The following is a 25926-nucleotide window of genomic DNA, read 5'->3' as shown; positions in this document are numbered from 1 at the left end:
ATATTCCTTTATTTAATTACTTTTTTTAAATTATGTCTTTATATTTGTCTCTTATCTCTAAAAACTTATCAAGATTTTTAAGAAAATGGTCAACTAGCTTTGGATCAAATTGTGTTCCTCTCTTTAGTTTTATATATTCCAATATTTCTTCAAGTTCCCACGCTTTTTTATAACACCTCTCACTGCCAAGTGCATCAAAAACATCTGCTAGTGCTGTTATCCTGCCGACTAATGGTATGTTTTCTCCAACTAAACCTTTTGGATATCCGCCTCCGTCATATTTTTCATGATGGGTAAGAGCAACAGTTGCAGCAAGCTTTAAAATATCTCTATTTGAGCTTTTAAGCATGTCATATCCTAGTTCAGCATGTGTTTGCATTATCTCCCACTCTTCTGGAGTCAATTTTCCCGGTTTGTTTAATATACTATCGGGAATTCCTATTTTTCCTATGTCATGCATAGGACTTGCCATTCTAAGTAGTTCTGCTTCTTCTTCGGTTGCACCACTTGAAAGATATAGAAGTTTAGAGTACTCCGCTACCCGCTTGACATGCTGTCCGGTTTCTCTACTTCTGCTCTCACCTATAGCACCCATTGTAAAAATAACATCTTTTTGCGTGTCTATAATCTCTTGTTCAAGTTTTTTAGAGTCTGAGATATCTGTAATAGTACCGACTATTACGAGCGGTTTTCCTGAAGATGTATACTTGGTAACTTCAGAACTTGAGCGGACATGTATAACTGTTTTATCTGGAAGAACTATACGATATTCAAAGAAAGTTATCTTTTTTGACTTTATTGATAATTCTAAATTATCTTTAAAAATTTGCAAATCATCTGGATGCACAAACTCCATAAAAGACTCTATTGTTAGATTAAATGTATTTTTATCAACCTGTAGAAGTTTATACTGCTCATCTGACCAAAAGATTATGTTTTCTTCTACATAATACTCAAAGCTGCCTGATTTGGTATTTTTCTGTGCTCTGCTTAGCATTTTTCGAGAGTCTAAAAGCTGTTTTAAAACTATAAAAGATGATATTATTATCAGCAAGATGATTATTAATATTAAAATTTGGATTACCAGCTGAATAAAAAGTTCTATCTTTCTCTCATCTGTAAAAACCATTAAATCTGACACAATCTTATTTTCAATCTTTTTTAATAAATTTATTTTATGTGTAGAGTGTTTGAACCAATTTTGTTGTGATCCATATATATTTGTTTTCAAATGATTAAATGCATCAATTGCCGGATAGTCGTTTAGTTTAATAAGCTTATCTATAGCAAGCGCCGTGGTTCCTTTTGCATAAGCTTCCATCGCCATTTGCATACCGTTGAAATATTGTGCAAATAAATTTTGTATAATCTCTAACTGCTGAATTTCTTCAACCGTAATCCCCTTAAATGCTTTATATTTGTTTATTATTATCTCTAACTCAGAGTATTGCTTTTGAAAATTTTGTGCATACTTATCTTCTCCGCGAATAACATAATTTTTAAAATTATGGATAAGTCCTCCGTATCCTATAAGCTCTTTTATCTCTGTTAAAACAGAATTTTTATCGGTTTTTTCATATATTATATTTCTATCTTCTTCAACTTCTTTAAAACTATCTTCAACTTCTTTAGTATTAAACATTTCAATATGCTCTTTTTTTGCTATGCGTTTAAAATGTTTCAGATATATTTCCTGAGCGGCAACCAACTCTCCAAATTTATAAAGTTCATAATTTGACAAATGTCCCAGCCCAAAAATTTTGTTTATCAATGCGCGTTCTATGCCGGCTTTCTCTTTGATATCCATAATTGCAATATATGACTCCACTAAAATTGCGTGTTCACCATCATTTGCAAGTGCAATTATCATATTAATATGCTTGAGCAGGATATTTATATAGTTTGTGTAATAATCTATAACATCAGAAACTAAAAGTTTATCAATGTTTGCTCTAAATTTACCGATATCTTTTAATGGTTCAAGAAGTTCTTTGGTTGGTTTTTCAAATGGAAATTTACATTTTTCGTACTCTTCACTGTCTAAGTGTTTGTTGAGCAGTTGTATTTTTATATCTGTTAAATCTCTTTGCTTGTTTAACTCATCAGTAAAAGATTTTCCGCCTGAAGCTAAAAAACCGGAGCTTAAACCTCTTTCTTTTTGTAATTCATGTATAAGGTCGGTTGCCAATTTACTAAATACTATATACCCCTTTAGTACAACTAGCTGTTCTTTTTCCTGGTATTTATCAAGACCTGAGTAGATTGATAAAATCAATAAAACTATCAATGGCAATATTAAAAATTTTGGCACTTTCTTTTTTATTTCTATTATTTTCATTATTTTTCTACTATAAATTTTTCTTTAATTTTATCAAAGTCTGCTTCGCAAACCCCTTTATTTGTTATAAGCCCTGTAATCAATCTTGCAGGAGTCACATCAAAACCATAGTTAATTGCAGGTGAATCTTTTGGAGTTATAAGGACCTCTCGTATAACGCCGTCTGCATCAACACCTTTTATGCACCTTACCTCATCTGCGCTTCTAAGTTCTATAGGAATATCTTTTAATCCATCTATTATATCAAAATCAAAGGTTGAAGCCGGAATAGCCACATAAAAAGGAACATTGTTGTCATATGCTGCCAATGCTTTTAGGTATGTTCCTATCTTGTTTGCAACATCACCGTTGGCACTTACTCTGTCTGCTCCGGTTATGACCATGTCGACTTCACCTATTTGCATAAGATGTCCGCCCGTATTGTCCGCTATGATTGTATGATTTATACCGCTTTGCGTAAGTTCCCATGCAGTTAAAGATGCACCTTGGTTTCTTGGTCTTGTCTCATCAACCCATACATGTACATCAATTCCTCTTCTTTGTGCTTCATATATCGGTGCTAGTGCCGTTCCCTCATCTATAACTGCTAACCATCCAGCATTACAATGAGTCAGTATATTTATCTTTGTCTTATTTTTCTTTTTTAAAATATTTTCGATTATGTCGCAGCCATACTCTGCTATTTTTTGACTCTCAAGAGCCTCTTTATCATTTAGTTCAATCGCGTATCTTTTAGCATCATTTACTAAATCATTAGAGTTTTTTAAAAATTCCATCATCTTATCAACTGCCCACATAAGGTTTACAGCAGTCGGGCGAGATTCTCTTATAAGTAAAGCTTTTGCTTGCAGTTTTTCATAGCCCAGGCTACCTTCTCGCTCTGATGAGCTCACCTTGTAGCTTTCATTCAGTTCCATAGCTGCGGTATAGATTCCAAAAGCGGCAACACTACCGATAACCCCAGCGCCGCGCACAGTCATATCTTTAATGGCTTCGACAACCTCATCTGTTGTTTTTAATACTTTGCTTTGCTGCTCAAACGGAAGTTTAGTCTGGTCAATTACCTCTAAAAATCCGTCTTTATTTAGCCATAAAGCTCTGTATTTACCCAGCATTTCTTATTATCTCCAATATTTCATCTGTGCTCTCTATGGTTTCGTACTTCATTATGAACTCTCTTGCTATTTCAAGGCAGAGTGCTTCAGCCTCATGCCTAAGAGTTATATCTTCAATACCACGAATCTCTTCTACCCCAGCGACACCGTAAACTCTTCTTGCCATTTTACATCCGGCAAATCCGACACTGTCTTTTAAAATATTTTTTACAAACCTGATTTTATAGTTGTTTAATGAGTTTGCTTGCATATAACCATCGACTAAAAGCGCAGAATCTTTATGTTCGCTCCAAAAGTTTAAAAACTTTTCAGAAAATTTATCAAGCACTTCTTTTATTGTTTCTAAGAGCCACTCTTTAAACTCTTCATCTTTAGTGACTACACAGTGATGAATATAGTTGTTAACCAAGTTTGCAAGCAGTGCGCCTATGTCAAAACCAAATGGACCTACAAATGCAAACTCAGGGTCAATGACATAAGTCTCTTCCTCATTTATCATTATAGAGCCCGTATGCAAATCACCATGAAGAAGTGCATCATTTTGCGTCATAAACTTGTATTTAAGGTCCAAGACCTTCTCTTTAAGCTCCATATCTGCAAAAAGCTTTTTGGCATGAGGATTATCTTTTACATTTTCATTATCATTTGTTTCATGCTCCATAAATGCAAAACTAAAAACCAAATCTTCTGTGAGCTTGCAAAGTTCCGTATTTGAGTTAAACCTGTCTATCAAAGTTCTTTTTTCTGAGCTGCCCAAGGCAAGGGATGATGTATAAAAAAGCATAGCTGACATGTAGGTTGATATTTGCTCTGAGAAGTTCACATATTTAACACTCTGAATAAGCCCTTTTCTCATAATCACATGATTATCCAAAAACTCCATCACAACCAGACTCATATCCTCATTTGAGTGGTAAATACGAGGCACAAAGTTTGGAAATATGCTGTAAAATTTCTCAAGCGCTCTAATCTCATAAGTCATTCTCTCACGGCCAAGAGGAAAATCTTCTCCAACACATCTAAGGTATGGAACTGCTTGTTTGACTATCAAAGCTTTTGATGGATCGTCTAGTGATTTAACTATATATACAAAATTAAGATTACCATCTCCAATCTCATCTGCTTCTATCGTATCAGAGAGAAAAAACTCCCTAACACTCTGTATATTTTCAAGATAATCAATAATAGTTGTTTTATCTAATTGCTTATATTCCATCTTTTTTCCTATGCTTTAGCTCTTTATTAAAAAAATTGTAGCATAATTCATTATAATTATATAAAGTTGGAGACTTATTATGGGTTGGACATGCCAATATGACCATCAAGGGTACTGTAAGCTTATTAAAAAAACATGTATTCCCGGTATGAAGGGGTGTGTTTTACAAAAAAGCGATGGCATAGTTTTTAGCACCGGTAGTTTTGAGGATGACAAAAAGGCTCAAGATGAAAAAAAAGAAAAACACGAAGAGATTGATTTTGCTGAACTGGCTAGAAGTAATTAACTCTGCTGCTTCCACATGTCAAGCGGATCTGGATATAAAAAACTATAGTTCAACTTCTTAACCAAGGCATCACAAAGAACTATTCTCTTTGTCATACCTTCAAATGTTCCAAGTGTCAATCCAAAATCTTCACTATTTTTTTTATGAACCTCTGAGCGAAGAGGATGCATCGGTGCAACCAAATTGTATATTCCACATGTCACACCCTCTTCAATCATTTTTTTAGTAATATTTATAACATCTATTTTATGAATATAATTAACCGGTCCATCACTGAAAGTGGATATGTTTTTCCATTTGCCTGATATCCTGTCATCACCCATCAAACCGCCAAGACGAAGTATGAGAACATTTTTCTTTAAAGATAAAATCAAATCTTCTGCCTCTTTTTGTAGGGCCGGTTTTGTTATCTCTGCACTTTCATCAACTTCTTTATCAAACTCCCTGTAAACAGAAGTTGAACTCATTAAAATAATATTACATGTAGGTTTTGTCAGTTTAGCTATTTTTTGAAGTGTTTGTAAGTAGTTGTCTTTTGTATTTATGGCAATGACGATGATGTCATTTTTCCAAAAAGATGAATCATCTTTAGTATTCTCGCGAGAGAAACACTCTACAGATAAGTTTTTTGACAACTCCTCAGCAAGAGGTTGACCAAGCCAGCCACACCCAATAACTCCAATTTTTTTTGACATGTTACTTTTGAGGATTGTTTGTATAATAACTTTTTTTAATTACTATCATCTCATAAAGTGAAACTTCGGGCATCGCCTCTTCTATAAGTTTATCAGTATCGCTAAACTGACCTTTCATCTTCTGGATATCTTTATATCCTGATGGTTTAATCTCATTCATAGCTGTGCCGATTGCAACTGCCCACACAAAAACAAGCATAGCCCAAATAGTTTTTTTTGCACCTATATACACACCAAGGAAATGAAAACCTAAGCTAAGCAATGCAGCTGCTACAAGTAATATTGGTAAAGTCATTTAATCAAATTCTCCCCTCTTGGTTTAATATTTTCTACTATATTTGCATCTTTAACCATTTTATCGCTGAAGCTTTTAACACCCATAGTACCGAGTATCATCAAACCGACAACAGCAAACAGGATAAAAAGTGCGATAGAGTATCGTTTTAATGCGTCTTTCATCTATTTATCTTCTGGTGTAAGTTTAAATCTGTCATTTTTTTCTTGTTCAAGTTGAGGCTCACTACCCATCCATCCAAGACATCTCGAAGTATGAAAATCTCTCTCATAATCAGGGTTTTTAAAGAGATGGTCTTCTATTCTCCAGCCTAACTCTTGGGATAGCAAGACAGATCTTGAGACTGTACGACGCATCTTATTTTCACAGATTATTGTTTCGCCTTTATTAAATAGATCTTTAACTTCTTGCATCCTTGAAGTAGTAACTGAGTAGTGAGCAAATATCAAAATAGCGACAAAAGCACCAACTATTGACATACCTTTTTTAAATGCGCCTTTAGGTACAAAATCTCTTGTTGTTACGATTGCTGTTACAATCATTATAAAAATACCTATAACTATATATACTATCTCTAATTCTAAAAATAATTCCATTTTCTTTCCTAGTTACTATATTCTGCTTCCCAAGCTTCAAAAGCCGGGGTAAAGTACTCAATACGCACTTTTTTAAATTCTCTCGAACTATAAAGAGGCATATGAGATTTTGAATCAATCTCTTTTGCCATCTCTTGAATAATTCCATTTGTTTCTTCCGTAGTTTTTCCATGAACCATCGTGAAGAGATTATATGGCCAGTTCTCGTACTTTGGACGAAGGTAGCAGTGGCTAACTGCAGAAAATGAGGCTGCATTAGCACCAATCTCTTCGCCTTTTTCACCCTCATCAACATCCCAAACAACCATTGCGTTTGCAGAAAAACCTGCTTTTCTATGATTTAAAATCGATGCAAATCTTCTCATTACACCGGCTTCTTGCAACTCTTGCAAGATAGAAAAAAACTTTTCATAATCAATTTCTAACTCATCAATAATATCTTTAAACGGTTCACTGACCATAGGTATATCATACTGGGCACGCCTTACAATTGCATGATGAAGAGGAGTCATTTCGATATCTGTATGCACAACTTTTTTAACTTTCTCTTTTTTCTCATCTTTTCCTGTCGTGTTTAGTTTAACATTAATTTTAAACAGTTTTAAAGTAGGCAGCATAATGTAATCTTCTGCCTCTGTAGCCTCTGCTAAGATTTCTAAGGTTTTCTCTAGACCAAGCTTAGAGTCAGGAGCAACTGCAAGTGTAAACCAGATGTTAAAATCATGGTTTCTTTCATAATTATGTGAAATTCCAGGGTGTGAATTAATAATTTCAACAGCAGTATTTATTTTATCTTCTGGAATTTTAAATGCAACCAAAGAAGATGTATAACCTAATCTTTTTGTATCAAATATAGCCGATGTTTGACGAATGATATTAGCTTTTTTTTGCTCTTGTAAAATCTCAAGAACTTCTTCCTCGTTCATATTCAGCTCATCTGCAATCACTTTAAATGGTCTATCCACTAAAGGGAATTTTTTTTGAATTCGTGATAAAATCTCGTCTTTCATATATTATAGTTCCGTTTCATTATTTTATTTTTCTCGATTGTAACTTATTTAAGTTAACCTAAGTTGATTTTTATCAATTAAACTTTTAAAAAAACTATGATACTATGTCATCAAACATACACGAAAGAGATTAATGAGTTATTTTCCTGCCTTTTTAAAACTTGACAACAAAAAAATTCTAATTGTCGGCGGTGGCTATATTGCTTACGAAAAACTAGAACATCTTTTAGATTTCACTTCGGATATTTCAGTAATTGCTCTTGAGCTTTCTGATGATATGGGCAATATGATAAAAGAGAAAAATCTTCATTTTGAAAAACGAGCCTATAAAATAGGAGATATCAAAGATTTTGCTATTGTGATAGTTGCTGTTGATGATATTCCCCTTCAAGCAGAAATATTTGCCGAATCAAAACAGCATAACTGTTTATGTAACTCTGTTGATTCAGTGGACTACTGCGATTTTATCTTTCCTTCTTATGTTAAAAAAGATGATTTGACTGTTGCCATTTCGACATCCGGTGCTTCACCTGCAATGGCAAAGCACCTGCGAATGTACTTGCAAGAGTTGATTCCATCCGGGATAAGTGAATTTTTAGTAGAGATGAAAAACTTGAGAAAAACTTTGCCAAAAGGTAAAGAGAGAATGAAAATGCTTGATAAAAAAGCACAAGACTATATTAATAGTTGGAACAATACAGGAGATAAATAGATGCATATAAAAAAAGCGTTAATATTTGGGTTTTTCACAGCCTTTTTAATTTTAGGAATAGTATCAATGCAAAGAGCGATGCCTGATGCAAAAGAAGAAAGAATCTATACAGCTATAAAGGTTTACAGTCCTTATACATTAGAGAAAAAAGTCGGTGGCTTCAATATCATAGACAAAAGAACAGGGATTAAAGAAAAACCAAGTTCAAAGGAACTTTTTCACAGACTCGATGAACTTGAGCAAAAATGGGGAAAAAAGCACCTTAAGATTGAAAACAATGATGTTTTGATTATGGGCGAAAACAATCAAACTGTTGCGAGAATCTTTCTTGAAACAGAAGGAGAAAGAGCATGGGTTAAAAGATTTTTCGGGATTTAATCTTTCAATTTAAAAGAAAAATATAGAGCAAAAAGCAGTGCAACAACTGCAGTGCTGTATAAGACAGTATAATTCAAAAAATGTAAAATAACTCCACCCGCAATAGAAAAAAACATTCCCAACGATACAATATTCATCTGAAGAGCTATATAGACAGGTCTTTTATCAGCAGGTGCCAACTTTAATATCAGATTGCTAGATGCTATGCGATTGCCGTCAATAGAAGCACCTACTAAAAAGAAAATAATCATATATTCAAAAAGTGAGGATGCATTAGAAGCTAAAAGAATTGCCGTTATCTGCATAGAAATTGCTACTTTTGCTGTTAGAGTGTTGTAGCCGCTTCCGCTGAGTTTCCCCCATAAAAAATTACTAAGCATTGCTCCTACCATTTGAGTTGTAATCAAAGAACCGATTGCTATACCGTCAAGCTCTATTTTTTGTTGTGCATCTAAGATTATAAATGGAAGAGCAATCAAATATCCGTAAGCAAAAAGAAAAGTAGTTATCTGTGTCTGTAAAGCTTTGTCTGCTTTTAAAAGTGCAAAAGAGTTATGTAAAAACTTTTTAAATGAACTCTCTTTTTTGCTTACTTCTTCTTTTACAGGTTCATCGACCAAAGAAAAAGACAGATATCCAAATCCCATAATAAATGAGCTAATAATAAAGAGATATCCATAACTATACGGTGGTTCAAACGACTCTAAAATCCAAGCAGCCAAAGCACCACTCAGTAAACCACCAACAGCAGAAAAAAACTGACGATAAGCCATAGTCTTTCCACGAAACTTATGAGAAAATATCTTTGCCATTATCTCTCTAAAATATATAGCTGCAAAACCTGCACTAAACGAGAACATAAATAGACCAAAACCAATAGAAGCCAGAGTTACATTTGGATAATTTTCACCAAAAAGAATAATAGCAATACCGATAAAAAACCATGACAAAAAGCGTATGAAAAAGATACGGCGCAGATATGGCATCATAAGCTGATAGCTCTGTGCGTGAAAAGCAGCAAAAAGCTGTACTATTATCGCCCCGCCGCGAAGAAGAGCTGCAAAAAAACCAACAAGCATTGAACTACCGCCAAAATAATTCACAATAAGAGGCAGGATTGTTGAAGGTTCAGCGATTGTCGTACCAATCGCCAAGAAAAAACCATGTAAAATATTTTTTATATGGTTTGAGAATTTATCCATTTAATCTAGTTTAACTTTTCAAAAGCTTCATCTATACTTTTTGCCTGCTCACTCACAAACAAAAAAACAGCCGCATTTAGTTTTGCCAACTTTAAATACTCGTCCGATGGGTTATTTAACTGCTCAAGTGACTCTTCAAGAGTTATTCTATCCCATGATTTTGTGTAGTTTATTCCATAATGCTCCGGATCAACTATAATCTCTTGTATATCATTTCCTTCTGCTATCCATAAACGCCCTTTGCTAAAAAGCTCAGGTGTTCCCTCATTTCCCTGAATAAGAGCAAGTTTTTTATATCTATGAGAAAAAGCTTCTACATATTTTTTTACAAATGGCTTATGAAACACTCCCGTAATCGCATACTCACTGTTTGCAACTTTTGTTAGTTTTTCAATAGTGTTAAGGCCGGTACGAAGACCTAGTCTCATACGAAGTTCTGTCAAATCGTGCATTTCTTTAAAAAAATCTGCTCTGTCAAAATAGTGAAGATTTTTGTTCAGCTTAATATTTGTTGCAATATCTTTGAGTATTATTCCTTTTTTTGCCGGTGCCAAGTCATCTCCGATAACTACCAAGTTAAGCCCCGAATCCTCAAGAATTTTAGCTACTAAAGGAAATATATAAGGATTATTTGCTTTTCCGTCAAATGGATAGCCGAGCTCTATCGAGTTTGGAACAACACTGTTTTTAATAAACATGTCACATGCTTCGACAACACCTTTAAACTCCTCTGTTGTTTCTGGTTTCAATCTCCATCCAAGTAAAAAAGCAGCTGCCTGCTCACTATAAACCGACTGTTTCAAAATCTGCTCCATTGCATCTTTTGACTCTTCTAGAGTTAAGTTTTTGTTACCTTTTGGTCCGGTTCCTACTGCGTGTATATATTTATGAAAATTCATTTTTTCTCTTTTATTTTGCAATTTTATTTATTTAAATAGTATGATATAATCATTTGCTTAAATATTCGTTAATAAAAAAGGAGTTGTACATGTCAAAAGTAGTTTTAATAACAGGAGCAACATCAGGAATGGGTTTATTAACATCAAAGTTATTATCTCAAAATGGTTATATAGTATACGCAGGAACAAGAGATAAAGACGCAAAACCTGATAATAGTCCTCTAAGGAGCATATATATTGATGTAACTAAAACAGATAGCATCAATAATGCTGTTGAGACAATCATAAAAAATGAAGGTAAAATTGATGTTCTGGTAAATAATGCCGGTTATGGACTTTTGGCAACCGTTGAGGATGGAACCGATGAGGAGATGTTCAATCAGTTTGATGTAAATGTATTTGGTCTGCTCAAAGTTACTCGCGCTGTTCTTCCATATATGAGAGAAGCAAAGGATGGAGTCATCATCAACATTAGCTCATTTTTAGGAAAAATGGGGCTTCCTCTTCTTTCTCACTACAATGCTTCAAAATATGCAGTTGAAGGAATCGTTGATTCACTTAGATTTGAGACACTTCCTTATAATGTAAGAGTTCACTCTATTCAAGCTGGACTTTTTGGAACAAATTTTGTAAAAAAAGGTTTAGTTGCAAATGCTAAAACAACTAGTGAAGATTCTCCATATAAAGACTTGGTAGCGCATTTTGTTCCTATTGTTGCAAAAGCCATCAATGAAGGACCATCTCCTCAGCCGATTGCCGATGCAATAAAAAATATTATTGAAGATAAAAATGCTGACATATTTGTACCAGTTGGCGGTGAAGCTGAAACTTTTGTACCTCTAAGACGAGAATTGAGTGACAAAGCGTTTGAGAAAAAAATCAAAGAGACTTTTGGTATTTAAAAGGGGAAACAACTTCAGATAAACAAAAAGTTATCTGAAGCTGTGTAAGTAGATTAGTGAGAAGATTCTCCATTCTTTTGTAGCTCTTCAACAATCGCTTTTCTAAGATCTTTTAATTCACTTCCAGAAACCATTGAGTCACCTGAAATGTGTCTATTATAGATTGTAATAGTTCTAGCTATTGTTTCATCGCCAACAACTTTCTCAACAATTACAGCGTTACTTTTAAAGTCAGTTACTCTCCAACCATTCTTTTTTCCAGCTTTTTTAATTGCTTTGATTGCTTTTTCATTACCCATATCACCTATATATATAGCTGATTTAATTGTTGACTCGTCAGTTTTATCTATCTGAGCTTTCATCTCATTTGAAGCACAGCCAGTTGATAGAACAAGAGCAAGAGTAGAGATTAGCGCGATTGATAATGCTTTTTTCATTTTTACATCCTTTTGTTTTTTGGTAAACTTAAATAAAATTAATTTTATTATTTTAAATTATAAAATTAATTAATTAATTAATGATATAATAATAGTTATAAAAATTAAATTAAACTAAAATAAAAAGGTTATCAATATGCTTCAAGATATAGTAATGATTCTTGTAATGTCTGTCCCTATGCTTCTGTTCTCTGTTTACCCAGGATTAAAACTTGGTGATTACCTTGAAGAAAAATACAATATAGAAGAGGGGCAAAAGCGCAAGGTAGCTATTATCTTTACCATTTTCTTCACAGTGACTCTTTCATCACTCCTGCACTACCTATAGTTGTATTATAAAAAATAATATAACTTTTTTTTAATACTCTCTATGTTTCAAATAGTTACAGAAATAATAAAACAAACCTTAAATTTTAAATTAAGTTGAAAAATTGATATATGTCAACAAACTTTAATATAAATAGGACTAAACTACTCTTGATTCTGAAAAAATGTAACAATTCAAGGAGATAGAAAATGGTTCAAGAAGCTTTAATACTGCAAGATATACATATTGATGATTTCTTAACAATATTTGTATCTGCTTCTCTTGTTTTAGTGTTTGGAGGATTCTATGTTGGTATATATGCAGCTGTAAAAGTTGGACTTCTTAAAAAGTGGACTATGCCTTTAGGGTATGGCTTTTGGATATTGACTGGTTATTGTCTATATCTAATGGGAAGTTTGATGCATGTTAATGATTTTACAGCAAAGGCTTTAGTTGTTGCTGCTATTGGATTGTTATTACTTCCACATGCAGTTTATTACATGCAAGATCGTGTTCATGAAGAAAATGAACATTGATTTTATATATTAACTTATAATTTTATAGGAGGGTACAAGTGGCTAAAAAATCCGTATGGAGTGACAATCGTTTCTGGCAGCGTTCAGCAGGATGGATCACAGGTTTCGCAGCAATGTTACTTATTTGGTTAACGTTTGACACGATTCCACAAATAATGATGGGTAGCGATTCTGATATACAAAATGGCGTAACTAAGAGGGTTCCAAGCCCTACAGTTATTAACTACAAGATTACTTATGAAATGGACACTAAACGTGGTCATGAAATTCCGGTAATTGGTGGAGCAAACGCAGAGGGAACTTCATCTTTTCAAGAAAAAGAATTGTTTTTTGGAAGAGATGATTGGAGCGAAGAAGAAGCTGCAGAACTGCTTAATTTAGGTAAATTAGGTTCTCAAGCGAAAAACTGTATGAACTGTCATACACTTCTTGGAAATGGAGCATACTATGCACCAGATTTAACTAAATCATGGTTAGATCCAGCATGGGGACCAGAAGGTTCAATGCAAGCAATGACAGGAAAAGATACTAAAGAAGAGGCAATGGCTGAATTTTTAATCAATCCGTCACAATATCCTACTCACGCGCGTATGATGCCAAATCTTGGTATTACTGCTGCAGAGGCTAAAGGTTTGGTAGCTTTCTTGAAACATATGTCATCAATTGATACAAATGGTTTCCCAAGAAACTTCGGAAAAATCAAAGGAGCAGTACATGGCAAATAATTATTTAACTACAGAGTCAAAAAAACTGGCAACATGGTATTTTACTTTTGCTGCAATTATTTTTGGTGCACAACTATTATTTGGTTTAGTAGCTGCAACTCAATATGTGATGCCAGGTTTCTTATTTGAAATAGTTGACTTTTCAGTTGCTAGAATGATACACATTAATGCACTTATTGTATGGATGGTATTTGCAATGATGGGTTCAGTTTACTGGCTATTACCTGATGAAACAGGTATTGAAACGGTAGGTATTGGTCTTGGTAAACTTCTTTACTGGGTATTCGTAGCGGCAATCGTTGTTGTTGTTTTAGTATATCTATTGGTTCAAGTTGGACCGGCTGATCAAACTACTATCTGGTTTATTAATGAAGGTCGTGAGTATTTAGAAGCTCCTCGTTGGGCTGATATCGGTATCGTTGTTGTTGTTCTTGGTTTTATCTATAACCTTTATGCAACAGGAATGAAAGGTAACCGTTCAGGTATCATTACTGTACTTATGGCTGACATGCTAGCATTTGCTGGTATCTACTTAGCAGGTATGGGTTATACTGACAATATTTCAGTTGATCAATACTGGTGGTGGTGGGTAATTCACTTATGGGTTGAGGCTACTTGGGAAGTTTTCGTTGGTTCGATTGCTGCTTATGGTCTTATCACTATGATTGGAGCACACCGTAAAGTTGTAGAAATGTGGTTATGGATTGAAGTAGCTATGTTATTTGGTTCTGGTATCTTAGGTATCGGTCACCACTACTTCTGGATTGGTACACCTGAATACTGGTGGGAAATTGGAGCATTATTTAGTGCACTAGAGCCATTACCACTTGTTGCTATGTTTATCCATGTATTATATGACTGGGGTAAACAACAAGGTGCACAAGAAGCTCAAGGTAAAGAGGTTTCTGTTATTACTAACAAGCCTGCATTTACTTGGTTCGTACTTCAAGCGTTTGGTAACTTTCTTGGTGCTGGTGTATGGGGATTCTTTCATACATTTCCACAAGTTAACCTTTATACGCACGGTACACAGTTCACATCGGCGCACGGTCACTTAGCGTTCTTTGGAGCTTATGCAACTATCTTAATCGGTATGTTCTATCTTGCTGTTCAAGGTAAAAACGGCATTAAAGTAATGCATGCAACTAAAAAATCTATCTGGGCAACTAGTATGATCTTTGGTGGTGTACTTGGTATGACAGTAGCACTTACTCTTGCTGGTTATGTTCAAGTTCTTGTTTCTCGTGCACAAATGGGTGCTACTTGGGCAGGTTACTTTGATGGTCAAGCAGGTATATGGTTTGCGCAAGGTATGGATTGGAGACTTGTTATGGGTGTTGTTACATTCATAGGTTTCATAATTTTAATACAAGATTTATTGAGCATAGGTAAAGCTGCTCATCACGAAAGATAAGGAGGCAATTATGTTCTTTGAACCGTTTACAGATGTAGTTCCTAGTTTCTTTGGTTGGTTAAACCAAGGTCCTATGACTTTAACATTATTTTTACATACAGTAATTGTACTTCCAATGTTTTGGATTTACAAACAAGAAAAAGCTCGATTAGAGCAAGAAGAGGGTCAGTAAGGCGTTCATTGTTGCGGGCCTTCGGGCCTGCTTTATCAAATTTTAGAAGGAGAAATAAAATGAGATTAAATAAATTAGTTATGTCAGTAGCTGCTATGGCAGTTGTTAGTTCGGGTCTATTTGGAGCATCTAATATGGATGTTGAAAAAGTATTTGAGAAAGAGTGTCAAGGTTGTCACGGTCCTAACTTAGAGGGTGGTGTTGGTTCTGATTTAAGACCGGCAGTTACTGCTAAGAAAAATGCTTATGTTCTTTCAGAGGCTATTATGAATGGTATAGCAGGTACTGCAATGCCATCATTTAAAGCTTCATTTACTAAAGATGATGCTGATAAGATGGTTGATTATATTCAACATTTTAAAGGTAAAAAGATGGCTGTCTTAACTCTTGATACAGTTAAAGCTGGTTGGAAAACTCTTAATGACAGAATGGCATTTTACAAAAAATATCCACAAGCTGCAGATGTTAAGAAAGTTACAGATATCTGTTTCATAACAGAGCGTGATGCTGAGCGTGTTGCATTCGTTGATGGTACAAATGGTAAAATTTTATCTAAGCACCCAGCTGGTTTTGCTGTTCATGTAACAGTGACTAACAAGCGTCAGCCTCGTTATGCTTACTCTATCTCTCGTTCAGGTCTAGTAACAATGTTCGACCTAAATACACCGGGTCAACAAAAAATTGCTGAAGTTCAAGTTGGTAGTGATTCTCGTGGTCTAGCGGTATCTCCAGATGGTAAATACCTAATGGCTGGTAACTATGTACCGGGTGGAGCAATCCTAATGGACGCAATGACTCTTGAGCCGTTGAAAGTTTATCCAACATCAAGTGTAATTAAACCAAATGGTGACATCGGTTCATCTCGTGTTGCAGGTATCTTTGATACGCCATATGGTCCGTACATTGCATTTGCACTTAAAGATGGTGGTCACGTTTATATTATAGATTACTCTAAACCAGGTTTCCCAATCGTTGGTGATATTCCAAATATTGGTGACATCCTTCACGATGGTTTCTTAAATGAAGGTAAAGAGATTGGTAGATACTTATTTATCGCATCTCAAGGTTCTGATGTTGTTGGTGTAGTTGACTTTAAAACTAAATCTTTAGTTACTAAAATCTACACTGGTCCTTCATCTAAGCCACACCCAGGTCAAGGTTCTTCTTGGTATAACCATCAGTTGAATTCTCAACTAGGTGCTACTGTTAACATGAACCTAGGTCAAGTAACAATTTGGGATGATAACTTTGATGTTATCCGTCAAATTCCAATCGGTGGTGGTGGTCTATTCATTGGTACATCTGAGCATACTCCATTCTTATGGGCAGATAATGTACTTGGATCAAGTGATGTTTGGAATCAAGTTCACTTAATCAATAAAGAGCGTTTAGAAGTTGATAGAATTATCACTGTTGGTACAACTCAAGGTACAGTTATTGATCCAGTAACTCACAAAATCTTATACAAATGGAAAGTTCCAACTGTAAAAGATGCTGATGGTAATGCAATTGTTCCTCGTATTTTACACGCTGAGCCAGCTAACCATGGTTATTGGACTATGATTTCTGAGTGGAATGCAGGTCGTATTGGTATATATGAGTCTAAAACAGGTAAATTTGTTAAATACATCACTGGTTTAACAACTCCTACTTTTACTTATTCTATCGAGCACAGACAAACTATTCCGGGTGCATAACCCTTTCTTCTCTCCTTCGGGAGAGAAACCTACTTTTACCCTACTTAAACTCCCATAAACTTTAAAATTGACAAAATCTTGACACAAAACAAGGTTTTACTCACTCTATTAACATATAATTATTTTAATTAAGCATATTAATATATAATAACGGTTAATTAAAAATCTAACTTATCTATAAGCTGTAATTCAAGCTTATTGGTTAGAATAATATTTTAAATAAAAGAGAAAACATGTTAAATAGATATTTTACAGCGACTATCCTCCTTTGTTCATTACTTTACTCATCTCAAACGGATGGCAAAAAAGTTTTTGAAACTTATTGTTGGGGATGTCATCATCAAACAGCAGAAGCATTCGGCCCTTCATTTAGTGAGATTGCATCTAAACGCTCTTACGAAGAGATACAAGCGTATATAATAGATCCGGAATCTATGTACAAGGCATTTGGCTATAAACGAACAGTTATGACAAAAGTAGAAACTACGCAAGCACAAAGAGAAGCAGTTGCAAAATATGTGCTCTCATTTAAAGGTAAATAATGTTCAGGCTATCAAATTTAATATCTTCGGTGGTAGAAAATAAACCGGAGAGAATTTTAAATGGCTCTATTGCTATTTGGAACTTTACAAATCGTTGTAATCTTTCATGTCTTCACTGTTACTCAAAATCAACTTTAGATGAAGTTGACACACTTACAACGCCGCAAATTAAAAAAACAATTTTACAGATGAAAGAAAATGGTGTTAAGTTTATCATTTTTTCAGGCGGAGAGCCTCTAACTAGAAAAGATCTGTTTGAGATTGCAGATTTTTGTAAGGAAAATGGAATCATAACTTATCTTTCAAGTAATGGTCTTTACTTTACAAAAGGCAATGTACAAAGAATCGTAGATACTTTTAACTATGTCGGTGTCAGCATTGATGGTGATGAACCTACTCATGATTACTTCCGTGGTTTAAAAGGTGCATTTAAAGAGACTCTTAAGGCTGTACAGCTTGCAAACGCAACCGGAGCAAAGGTTGGTATCCGTTTTACAATTACTAAAGATACAATCAACTCGCTGGAGTATATTTTTGATTTAGCTGAAAAAGAAAATATTCCAAAAATATATATCTCACATCTTGTATACTCTGGACGCGGTCTGGATAATCTTAAAATGGACTTGACAAAAGAACAAAGAAGAAAATCAGTTGAATTCATAATCAAAAAAGCATTTGAGTATTACGATACCGGTAGAGATATAGAGATAGTAACAGGAAATATGGAGATGGATGCAATTTTACTCTTAAATGAGTTTGGCAAAAGGTATCCCGAGCTTAAAGAGGCTATGCGAAAAAGACTTGTAACTTGGGGTGGCAATAGTGCTGGACGCAAATTATTAAATATTAATAGTGAAGGTGATGTAAGACCCGACCCTTTCTTCCCGCTTACAGTTGGAAATATTATAGAAGAAGATTTTGGCGATATATGGCAACAAGGGGAACTGCTAGACCAACTACGCATTCATCCTAGGAAACAAATAAGTGGTATATGTGCAGATTGCGAGCAACTTGATATCTGTAATGGTGGTTCGCGTGCTCGTGCTTATGCTATCACAGGTGATTTATGGAGTGAAGATCCATCATGTTATTTAACAGAAGATGAAAGAAGGAAAAATTAATTATGATTAACAAAATATTAGTAGGGGCTTCTTTAGTCGCATCAGTTTTTATAAGTGCTCAGGCAAAGGGGGTAAATCCTATCTTTGCTATGCTAAATACAAATGAAAAAATATTTGTTGTAGAACGAGAGAACAGTTCTCTTGCTGTTATAGAACAAGGTATGACTAGAAGCCGGATACCGGGTATGCATAATATGAACCATGGTGTTGTTAAGTTTGAAGGAAAAGATGGCTATGTTATCTCTCGCGATGGATATGTTATTAAGTTTGACCCTTCAAGTGAAAAAATCTTAAAAGAGCGAAAGACAAGCGAGAGTGCTATTGGATTTACGATAAATAAAAACTATCTTGCGGTTGCCAACTATGCTAAAAAAAGTGTAGATATCTTGGACCGAGATTTAAACCCTCTTCAATCGTTTGAGACCGGCTCTAAAAATGTCGGAATTAAAATCTATAAAGATTACCTAATCTTTTCACAAATGAACAATGATAAAATCACTGTTTTAAAAGACAAAAACGGTGGTAAAGGTCTTCCAAACTTTGTAATACACAAAGAGTTTGAAAATGTTGGAGTCATGCCTTTTGATGCAATGATTAAAAACAACCACTTTATAACTGGATTTTTTAAGAGTGATTTTTATGGAGTTGTAGATCTAGACACCATGACATACTCAAAAATAGACATTTTACTTGATGACAGAAAACCTGTTTTAAAAGTTCCACATTTTGGTTTTTGGAGCATAAGTGACGGTAATGTGTTTATTCCGGCGGTTGGAAACAATAAGGTTTTGGTATATACATCTGATTTTAAATTTGTTAAAAACATTGAAACAGAGGGACTTCCAGTTTTTACTGCACTTTCGCCTGATAAAAAATATATGGCTGTAACTTTTAGCGGCGATAAATTTCCGGTAATTCAGATAATAGATACTAAAACATTAGAAATTATTAAAAGATTTGAATTTGATGGAAAAGTTCTACATGTCAGATGGTCAAATATCAGACCAAATCTTTATGTATCTGTAAACGATACTAATAAAGTCGCGGTAATTAATACAAAAGAGTGGTATCTCTCTCGTGAGATGTTTAATATCAAAAAACCGTCAGGAATATTTATTTATGAAGAGGCAAAGTAATGGGTAGAGTTTATTTAACAGGCGCAGGTCCTGGTGATATTGAGTTAATGACAGTCAAGGCTCTTCGTGTTGTAAAAGAAGCAGATGTAATCATCTATGACCGCCTTGCTAATCCGGAAATTTTAGAAGAAGCAAAAAGCGGATGCGAATTTGTTTATGTTGGCAAAGAGGATGGTAGACATATCATGCCTCAAGATGACATAAACGAAGTTATCTATCAAAATGCATTAAAATATGAAAATGTTGTTCGCTTAAAAGGCGGTGACCCTTTTGTATTTGGCCGCGGTGGAGAAGAGGCTATCTATCTTCTTGAAAGAGGTATAAAATTTGACATCATTCCCGGCATCACTTCTGCTATCAGTGGTCCAGCTTATGCAGGAATACCAGTAACACATCGTGGTGTTGCAGTTTCATTTCGTGTTGTAACCGGTCATGAGTCACCAAATAAAAAAGTATCTCAAATTCCTTGGGACACTTTTAAAACTGACGACACTATAGTATTTTTAATGGGTCTGCATAACATCTCTAAAATAAGTAACAAACTTATGGAAATAGGAAAAGCAAGAGATTATCCCGTAGCCGTTATCTCAAAAGGAACAACTAAAGACCAAAGCGTTGTGGTTGGAACTCTAGAAAACATAGTTGAAAAAACCAAAGATGTTCCAACTCCCGCTCTTATAGTTGTTGGAAAAGTGGTTCTACTTAGAGAACAACTAAAATGGTTCGGGGAAAATGCCTAAAAAACAAGATACTACGCAAGCTGTACAAATAGCACCCAATGTATATTGGGTTGGCATGCATCTAAAAGATGACCCCTTTCAGTGTCATCCCTACTTAATAAAAAATGCAAATGAGTCTATTCTTATAGATCCAGGCTCTATGATAGAGTTTGATGAAACTGTTAGAAAAGTAAAAAGCATTATCGATATAAAAGATATAAAATATATTATTCTGCACCATCAAGACCCTGATTTAGCCGCAGCAGTTCCAGAGATAGAAAAACTGATAAATAGAGACGACCTACTCATAGTCACGCACTCAAGAATGTCTCTATTGATTAAACACTATTTAGTTACTTCAAACTACTATGAGATAGATAAACATGACAATCAACTAATAACTTCTTCTGGTTTACAACTTGATTTTTACACTACCCCATATTGTCATTCGCCTGGTGCATTTGTAAGTTATGAACCTAATAATAAACTACTGTTTTCTGGTGATATTTTTGGCGGCATAGAAGAATCATGGGAGTTTTATGCAGATGAGAGTTACTTTGACAAAGCTAAGCAATTTCATCAAGAATATATGCCAAGTAAAGATATTTTCAACTATGCACTGGGAAAAATTGAAAAACTGGATATAAACTTAATAGCTCCTCAACATGGCTCTATAATAGAAAAACAATATATAAAAAATCTAATCAACAACATGAAAAATCTTGATTGTGGATTATATATAGATGAAAAATACAATCTTGAGCTAATGAACACAATCAAAGAGCTTCAAGATAAAGAAAAAACTATCAAAGAGCGTGATTTACAACTACTAGAGCAATCAAAAAGGGTTGAAATAGGAGAGATGATTGGCAATATAGCTCATCAATGGCGTCAGCCCTTAGCAATCATAAATTCTACAGTAGGCATACTCAAAGAAAAAAACAGTATTGGCTTACTAAACAAAGAAGAAATTGCCGATAAGCTAGAAAAAATGGAACAGCGCATAGCATACATGTCAGATACCATTGAAGACTTCATGAACTACTATAAACCAAATAAGGGAAGTTCTTATTTTGAAGTTCAAACAGCAATACAAAAAGCAATAGATATATTAAATGTATCATCAAATGAAAAAATAAAAATCAACCTTTTTGTAGATTCTGATATTAAAATATATGGTCTGATGAATGAATTTGTACAAGCTCTCGTTTCAATATTATCAAATATAAACGACATCGTCAACAGCAAAAATTTATCCGATACAAATATAACCATATCCTTGCTTACAGATGAAAACTATACAACTCTTACAATAGCCGATAACTGTGGCGGGATAAAAAAAGAAAATCTAAGTAAAATATTTGACCCCTATTTTACTACTAAACATCAAGCGATGGGAACAGGGCTGGGCCTGCATATAGCTAAAATGATTATTGAAGACCATATGCATGGCTCATTAAGTGCAAGAAACAGCAATGACGGGGCTGAATTTATAATAAAGTTGAAACATGGAAATTGATAAAATAAGAGATATATCTATCTTAGTGGCAGAAGATGAAGAAGAGTTACTTGAATCTCTAAAAGAGTATTTGGAAATATTTTTCAATAGAGTCTACACGGCATCGTGCGGAATGAGAGCATATGATATTTATCAACAAAAGAGACCAAATATTATATTGACTGACATAAACATGCCTAATCTTGATGGGCTAAGCCTGATTTCAAAAATTAGAGAAAATGATAATGAAACAAAAATAATTGTTATGAGTGCTCATTCTGATCGAGATAAGCTTCTTCAAGCAGTTAAACTACATCTTGAGACCTATTTAATCAAACCAATAAAAAATGATGCCTTAAAAAAAGTATTGGTAGATATTGTATGTTTAATTAGAGATACAGAAAAGCGCATTTATGTTAGTGATACTATTTATTGGGATAAAGACACGCAAAGACTCATGCAAAACAATAAAGAGATTCCGCTTAGAAATAAAGAGAATCTGCTGCTTAAACTATTTTTTTCAAAGCCAAATCACAGCTTCTCAGCAAGAGAAATTTTTGACTACCTGCAAGGAGACAAAAAGGGGAAGGAATTTTCAAGTCATTCCATAACCTCACTTATGAAACGACTTCGTACTAAGATACCAGACGAAGTAATCCATAATATATACGGCTCTGGATATAAAGTAGTTCCTATTTAATACTTCTCAAGAGTGTACTTTTTATAAAGCGCCTCTGCTTCTTTGTTGCCATTGTCAATTGATTTTTGAGCCCAATACTTCGCTTTATCAAATTTTTCTAATTCACAATATACCTCTGCAAGTAGATAATAGGCATTCACATCACCGTCTTTAGCATTCTTTTCTAACCACTCAGCCGCTTTATCAAACTTGATAAGCTTCATATATATACGGCCGATATTTTGCTCTGCTTTTTTATGCCCCTGCTTGGCTGCACTTTCTAACAATTCAGCTGTCTTTGTTACATTCATGTCGGTTGCATCACCGTTATAATACATAAGGGCTAAATTAAACTGCGCATTAGCATTATTTGCATCTGAAGATTTCGTTAATAGCTCAAAAGCTTTTTTAGAGTCTTTTTCTACATTGTATCCACTTAAATACATCATTCCTAAATCATATTGGGCAGTTGCGTTAGAACCCTCAGCTGCTTTTCCCAGCCAAAAAACAGCTTTTTTTGGATCAGCTTTAGTACCTAAACCATTTGCGTATAGATAACTCAAGGCACTTTGAGCTTTAGAGTCTCCATCTTTTGCACTTTTCTCGTATAACTTAAAAGCTTTGTCATAATCTTTATTTTTAAAAGCATCCAAGGCCTCACTAGCACTTGCTTGCATGCTAAACAACATAAGAAATCCAACTACTACATATTTATACATTTTTATCCTTATTTAAATCTATACAATCATTATACATAATTTTAATTTTTAGATTTTTGTATTTGGTCAATAATTTTCACAACAACCAAATCAGATGTAACATTTAGTGATGTTCTTGCCATATCCAAAATTCTATCTACTGCAACTATCAAAGCGATATATTCAACCGGAAGCCCTATCTGGTTTAAAATAACAACCATCATTACCAAAGAAGCGCTCGGCAATGCTGCTACGCCGACGCTAAGAGCAACTACTGTAACTCCTAAAAGCATTTGATCCATAAAACTGAGCTCAACTCCAGCTAAATGCGATATATACAAAACTGCGATTGTCAGATATGCCGCTGTACCATCCATAGAGACAGTAGCCCCTAATGGAAGTACAAAAGATGCATGTTTTTTGCTAACACCGCCCACCTCTTCGACTATACGCATAGAAACAGGTAATGTTGCCGCACTTGAAGCAGTAGAAAAAGCCATGATTGGCGCTTCACGGATATCGCTTAAATACTTAAAAGGGTTGACTCTGCCAAAAAGAGCTAAAACAGCAGGAAGGGTTATAACTGCGTGAAGCAAAAGAACGATAATAACCATTAGTACATATTCCCATAAATCAAGAATTACATCAATGCCCTGATCCGCGACGACATATGAGATAAGACTAAAAACGCCGATTGGTGTCAATTTAATAATCCACTCAGCCATGATTAACATAGCATTTGTAACGCCTGTAAAAAAATTTAACATCAACTCTTGTCTATCTACATGTATATGCATAGATGCTATTGCAAACAAAATAGCAAAAACAATAATCTGCATCATCAAACCCTCACTTAGTGAGTTGAAAATATTTGTAGGGATGAAACTAAGTATCATTGCCTGAAATGAAAATGGAGCTATTGTTGAAGCCTTTGCATACTCCAAACCTTCAGATGAGACCGGCTCACCAATTGGTACGATATTCATAGCAGCAATAGCTAGAAATACAGCTAAAGCTGTGGTAAGCAGGTACAAACCTATTGTTCTAAAACCGATAGTTTTTAAGTCATCCAAGCTTCCTAGTCCCATAATTGCAATATATATACTAGAAAAGACAAGCGGGACAACAAGCATCTTTAAAAAGCTTATAAACATCTGTCCGATAACTTGTTGTTTTAGTGCTAACTCCGGCAATAAACTACCAAATAAAACACCCAAGATAATTCCTAATATCACCAATGTATTTGTGGTTGAATATTTTTTTATTTTTTGTATCATTTTATAAACTTTATCGTGAATTTGAACTATGTTGATGTTAACAAATAAAGACTTAATGTATTATTCTTTTTAACCATATATTAACATTATATATAATAATATTACTTATATTATTTATTTATGATAAGGGTTTTTATGAAAAGTGTTCTTGTTCTAGGTGGTGGATTTGCAGGCATAGAGGCTGCAATTTATTTAAAAAAAGCCAACTACAATGTCACATTAGTAAGTGATAGAGATTATCTCTTTATATATCCGACTTCTATTTGGATTCCAACAGGTAATGCCAAATTTTCAGACATTTGTATAGATTTAAACGAATTAAAAAATGTTCATAATTTCAACCTTATTGTTGATGGTGTACAAACAATAGATGCTAAAAATAACTCTTACACGCTAAAGAGTGGAAAAACACTAGAAGGTTTTTCACATGTAGTTCTTGCTATGGGTGCTTCAAAGATGAAACACAAAGGTATAGAGAACACTCTTTCAATCTGTGGCACTCCTGAACAATCACTTCAAATACGAGATAAACTTGATGAACTAATAAAAAAAGGGAGCGCAAAGATATGTTTTGGTTTTGGAGGCAATCCCAAAGACACTTCAGCCGTTCGTGGCGGTCCTGGGTTTGAGTTACTATTTAATGTTCATAACATGTTAAAGAAAAAAGGCATCCGCAATAACTTTGAACTGACTTTTTTTGCACCGATGCCAGAGCCTGGCAAAAGGCTTGGTCCAAAGGCTTTAAAAATGATGGATAGTTTTTTTAAAGAACTCAATATCAAACAACATTATGGCAAAAAAATCAAAGAGTTTAAGGGTGATAGTATAATTTTTGAAGATGACTCATTCTTAGAGTCTGATTTTACAATGTTTATTGCTGCTGGAGATGGACACGATGTTGTAAAAGATTCAGACCTGCCAACTAATGAAGCCGGTTTTATATCTATTGATGACAACTGCCGTGTAATTTTTGAGGATTCTAATATGCCAAAAAATATTTACGCTATTGGAGATATAGCAGCCCTTCAAGGAGCTGACTGGAGGGCAAAACAAGGACATATTGCTGAAGTTATGGCAAGGAATGCAGCATTTAACATTATTCAAACAGATAAAGGCTTGTCTGATTTCAAAGGATACCAAGAGCACCTAAACATACTTTGTGTAATGGATAGCGGCAATGGCGCTTCATTCATCTACAGAGATAGCACTAAGGCTATGATGATACCGCTTCCGATTGTAGGTCACTGGCTTAAAAGAGCATGGGGAAAATATTATAAACTTTCAAAACTGAACAAAACACCTAGAATACCAGGGATGTAAAACC

30 protein-coding genes are annotated in these 25926 nt (G+C 34.5%); 17 read left to right on the top strand and 13 right to left on the bottom strand.

Going from position 1 to position 25926, the window contains the following annotated elements:
- Positions 1 to 25: 25 nt before the first annotated feature.
- From OQK60_RS06500 to mtnK, 3 genes are read right to left on the bottom strand one after another with little or no spacing between them, the layout of a single operon-like run.
- Complete coding sequence (locus OQK60_RS06500; protein WP_297685310.1) at positions 26 to 2338, bottom strand: nitrate- and nitrite sensing domain-containing protein; 2313 nt, start codon at positions 2336 to 2338, stop codon at positions 26 to 28.
- Entirely contained in the window at positions 2338 to 3453 is a 1116-nt protein-coding gene (gene mtnA, locus OQK60_RS06495) for an S-methyl-5-thioribose-1-phosphate isomerase (protein ID WP_297685308.1), read from the bottom strand. Before mtnA ends, OQK60_RS06500 begins: the two co-directional genes overlap by 1 nt.
- Complete coding sequence (gene mtnK, locus OQK60_RS06490) at positions 3443 to 4669, bottom strand: S-methyl-5-thioribose kinase (protein WP_297685306.1); 1227 nt, start codon at positions 4667 to 4669, stop codon at positions 3443 to 3445. The genes mtnA and mtnK overlap by 11 nt, the downstream gene beginning before the upstream one ends.
- 79 nt (positions 4670 to 4748) lie before the next feature.
- Between mtnK and OQK60_RS06485 the strand changes: the two genes are divergently transcribed.
- Complete coding sequence (locus tag OQK60_RS06485; RefSeq protein WP_297685304.1) at positions 4749 to 4955, top strand: hypothetical protein; 207 nt, start codon at positions 4749 to 4751, stop codon at positions 4953 to 4955.
- On the opposite strand, the gene OQK60_RS06480 is transcribed toward OQK60_RS06485, so the two are convergent.
- Genes OQK60_RS06480 through OQK60_RS06460 form a run of 5 tightly spaced genes read right to left on the bottom strand, consistent with a single transcriptional unit; the run spans position 4952 to position 7551 of the window.
- Complete coding sequence (locus OQK60_RS06480; RefSeq protein ID WP_297685302.1) at positions 4952 to 5650, bottom strand: hypothetical protein; 699 nt, start codon at positions 5648 to 5650, stop codon at positions 4952 to 4954. The two genes, OQK60_RS06485 and OQK60_RS06480, sit on opposite strands and share 4 nt — an antisense overlap.
- Position 5651: 1 nt before the next feature.
- Positions 5652 to 5945 (bottom strand): hypothetical protein, encoded by a 294-nt coding sequence (locus OQK60_RS06475; protein ID WP_297685300.1) that lies wholly within the window; start codon positions 5943 to 5945, stop codon positions 5652 to 5654.
- Positions 5942 to 6109 carry a hypothetical protein gene (locus OQK60_RS06470; RefSeq protein WP_297685298.1) on the bottom strand — a complete coding sequence of 56 codons (168 nt, stop codon included), beginning with the start codon at positions 6107 to 6109 and terminating at the stop codon, positions 5942 to 5944. Before OQK60_RS06470 ends, OQK60_RS06475 begins: the two co-directional genes overlap by 4 nt.
- Positions 6110 to 6541, bottom strand: coding sequence for a hypothetical protein (locus tag OQK60_RS06465; RefSeq protein WP_297685297.1), 432 nt, complete (start codon positions 6539 to 6541; stop codon positions 6110 to 6112).
- Positions 6542 to 6549: 8 nt separating this feature from the next.
- Complete coding sequence (locus tag OQK60_RS06460; protein WP_297685295.1) at positions 6550 to 7551, bottom strand: Lrp/AsnC family transcriptional regulator; 1002 nt, start codon at positions 7549 to 7551, stop codon at positions 6550 to 6552.
- 133 nt (positions 7552 to 7684) lie between these two features.
- Here OQK60_RS06460 and OQK60_RS06455 point away from each other — a divergent pair, with 133 nt between their 5' ends.
- Together OQK60_RS06455 and OQK60_RS06450 are read left to right on the top strand one after the other, a co-directional pair.
- Positions 7685 to 8263: a bifunctional precorrin-2 dehydrogenase/sirohydrochlorin ferrochelatase gene (locus OQK60_RS06455; protein ID WP_297685293.1), complete on the top strand. Its 579-nt coding sequence runs from the start codon at positions 7685 to 7687 to the stop codon at positions 8261 to 8263.
- A complete protein-coding gene (locus OQK60_RS06450) occupies positions 8264 to 8641 on the top strand; it encodes a hypothetical protein (RefSeq protein ID WP_297685291.1) in 378 nt (125 codons plus the stop codon).
- Here the strand turns inward: OQK60_RS06450 and OQK60_RS06445 are convergent.
- Both OQK60_RS06445 and OQK60_RS06440 read right to left on the bottom strand, forming a co-directional pair.
- On the bottom strand, positions 8638 to 9843 hold the full coding sequence (locus OQK60_RS06445) for an MFS transporter (RefSeq protein ID WP_297685289.1): 1206 nt from the start codon (positions 9841 to 9843) through the stop codon (positions 8638 to 8640). The two genes, OQK60_RS06450 and OQK60_RS06445, sit on opposite strands and share 4 nt — an antisense overlap.
- Before the next feature lie 5 nt (positions 9844 to 9848).
- Positions 9849 to 10742 carry a glycosyl transferase gene (locus OQK60_RS06440; protein ID WP_297685287.1) on the bottom strand — a complete coding sequence of 298 codons (894 nt, stop codon included), beginning with the start codon at positions 10740 to 10742 and terminating at the stop codon, positions 9849 to 9851.
- Positions 10743 to 10831: 89 nt separating this feature from the next.
- On the opposite strand from OQK60_RS06440, the gene OQK60_RS06435 reads away from it, so the two are divergent.
- Positions 10832 to 11644: an SDR family oxidoreductase gene (locus tag OQK60_RS06435; RefSeq protein ID WP_297685285.1), complete on the top strand. Its 813-nt coding sequence runs from the start codon at positions 10832 to 10834 to the stop codon at positions 11642 to 11644.
- A 53-nt stretch (positions 11645 to 11697) separates the two neighbouring features.
- Here the strand turns inward: OQK60_RS06435 and OQK60_RS06430 are convergent, their stop codons facing one another.
- Positions 11698 to 12081, bottom strand: a complete 384-nt coding sequence (locus OQK60_RS06430; protein ID WP_297685284.1) for a hypothetical protein — start codon at positions 12079 to 12081, stop codon at positions 11698 to 11700.
- A gap of 136 nt (positions 12082 to 12217) precedes the next feature.
- Between OQK60_RS06430 and OQK60_RS06425 the strand changes: the two genes are divergently transcribed.
- From OQK60_RS06425 to OQK60_RS06370, 12 genes are all read left to right on the top strand, one after another.
- Positions 12218 to 12409, top strand: coding sequence for a hypothetical protein (locus tag OQK60_RS06425; protein ID WP_297685282.1), 192 nt, complete (start codon positions 12218 to 12220; stop codon positions 12407 to 12409).
- A 188-nt stretch (positions 12410 to 12597) separates the two neighbouring features.
- A complete protein-coding gene (locus OQK60_RS06420; protein WP_297685280.1) occupies positions 12598 to 12924 on the top strand; it encodes a hypothetical protein in 327 nt (108 codons plus the stop codon).
- 155 nt (positions 12925 to 13079) lie between these two features.
- On the top strand, positions 13080 to 13649 hold the full coding sequence (locus tag OQK60_RS06415; protein WP_297685278.1) for a cytochrome c: 570 nt from the start codon (positions 13080 to 13082) through the stop codon (positions 13647 to 13649).
- On the top strand, positions 13639 to 15063 hold the full coding sequence (locus tag OQK60_RS06410; RefSeq protein ID WP_297685276.1) for a cbb3-type cytochrome c oxidase subunit I: 1425 nt from the start codon (positions 13639 to 13641) through the stop codon (positions 15061 to 15063). The genes OQK60_RS06415 and OQK60_RS06410 overlap by 11 nt, the downstream gene beginning before the upstream one ends.
- 10 nt (positions 15064 to 15073) lie before the next feature.
- A complete protein-coding gene (locus OQK60_RS06405; RefSeq protein ID WP_297685274.1) occupies positions 15074 to 15235 on the top strand; it encodes a hypothetical protein in 162 nt (53 codons plus the stop codon).
- Positions 15236 to 15294: 59 nt separating this feature from the next.
- Positions 15295 to 16932 (top strand): nitrite reductase, encoded by a 1638-nt coding sequence (locus OQK60_RS06400; RefSeq protein WP_297685272.1) that lies wholly within the window; start codon positions 15295 to 15297, stop codon positions 16930 to 16932.
- A gap of 233 nt (positions 16933 to 17165) precedes the next feature.
- Positions 17166 to 17474, top strand: a complete 309-nt coding sequence (locus OQK60_RS06395; RefSeq protein WP_297685271.1) for a cytochrome c — start codon at positions 17166 to 17168, stop codon at positions 17472 to 17474.
- Positions 17474 to 18595 (top strand): radical SAM protein, encoded by a 1122-nt coding sequence (locus tag OQK60_RS06390; protein ID WP_297685269.1) that lies wholly within the window; start codon positions 17474 to 17476, stop codon positions 18593 to 18595. The genes OQK60_RS06395 and OQK60_RS06390 overlap by 1 nt, the downstream gene beginning before the upstream one ends.
- A gap of 2 nt (positions 18596 to 18597) precedes the next feature.
- Complete coding sequence (locus OQK60_RS06385; protein ID WP_297685267.1) at positions 18598 to 19731, top strand: cytochrome D1 domain-containing protein; 1134 nt, start codon at positions 18598 to 18600, stop codon at positions 19729 to 19731.
- Positions 19731 to 20471, top strand: a complete 741-nt coding sequence (gene cobA, locus OQK60_RS06380; RefSeq protein ID WP_297685265.1) for a uroporphyrinogen-III C-methyltransferase — start codon at positions 19731 to 19733, stop codon at positions 20469 to 20471. The genes OQK60_RS06385 and cobA overlap by 1 nt, the downstream gene beginning before the upstream one ends.
- Positions 20464 to 21969: an ATP-binding protein gene (locus OQK60_RS06375; RefSeq protein WP_297685263.1), complete on the top strand. Its 1506-nt coding sequence runs from the start codon at positions 20464 to 20466 to the stop codon at positions 21967 to 21969. Before cobA ends, OQK60_RS06375 begins: the two co-directional genes overlap by 8 nt.
- Positions 21959 to 22648: a response regulator gene (locus tag OQK60_RS06370; protein ID WP_297685261.1), complete on the top strand. Its 690-nt coding sequence runs from the start codon at positions 21959 to 21961 to the stop codon at positions 22646 to 22648. The genes OQK60_RS06375 and OQK60_RS06370 overlap by 11 nt, the downstream gene beginning before the upstream one ends.
- Here the strand turns inward: OQK60_RS06370 and OQK60_RS06365 are convergent.
- Together OQK60_RS06365 and OQK60_RS06360 are read right to left on the bottom strand one after the other, a co-directional pair.
- A complete protein-coding gene (locus OQK60_RS06365; protein ID WP_297685259.1) occupies positions 22645 to 23346 on the bottom strand; it encodes a tetratricopeptide repeat protein in 702 nt (233 codons plus the stop codon). The genes OQK60_RS06370 and OQK60_RS06365 overlap by 4 nt on opposite strands.
- A gap of 41 nt (positions 23347 to 23387) precedes the next feature.
- On the bottom strand, positions 23388 to 24602 hold the full coding sequence (locus tag OQK60_RS06360) for a dicarboxylate/amino acid:cation symporter (RefSeq protein WP_297685257.1): 1215 nt from the start codon (positions 24600 to 24602) through the stop codon (positions 23388 to 23390).
- 135 nt (positions 24603 to 24737) lie between these two features.
- Between OQK60_RS06360 and OQK60_RS06355 the strand changes: the two genes are divergently transcribed.
- Positions 24738 to 25922 carry an FAD-dependent oxidoreductase gene (locus tag OQK60_RS06355; RefSeq protein WP_297685255.1) on the top strand — a complete coding sequence of 395 codons (1185 nt, stop codon included), beginning with the start codon at positions 24738 to 24740 and terminating at the stop codon, positions 25920 to 25922.
- Positions 25923 to 25926 lie beyond the last annotated feature (4 nt).

Origin of the sequence: Sulfurimonas sp. (genome assembly GCF_026196735.1) — a bacterium.
Classification (GTDB): Bacteria; Campylobacterota; Campylobacteria; order Campylobacterales; family Sulfurimonadaceae; genus Sulfurimonas.
This window is presented reverse-complemented; position numbering and strand designations above follow the sequence as displayed.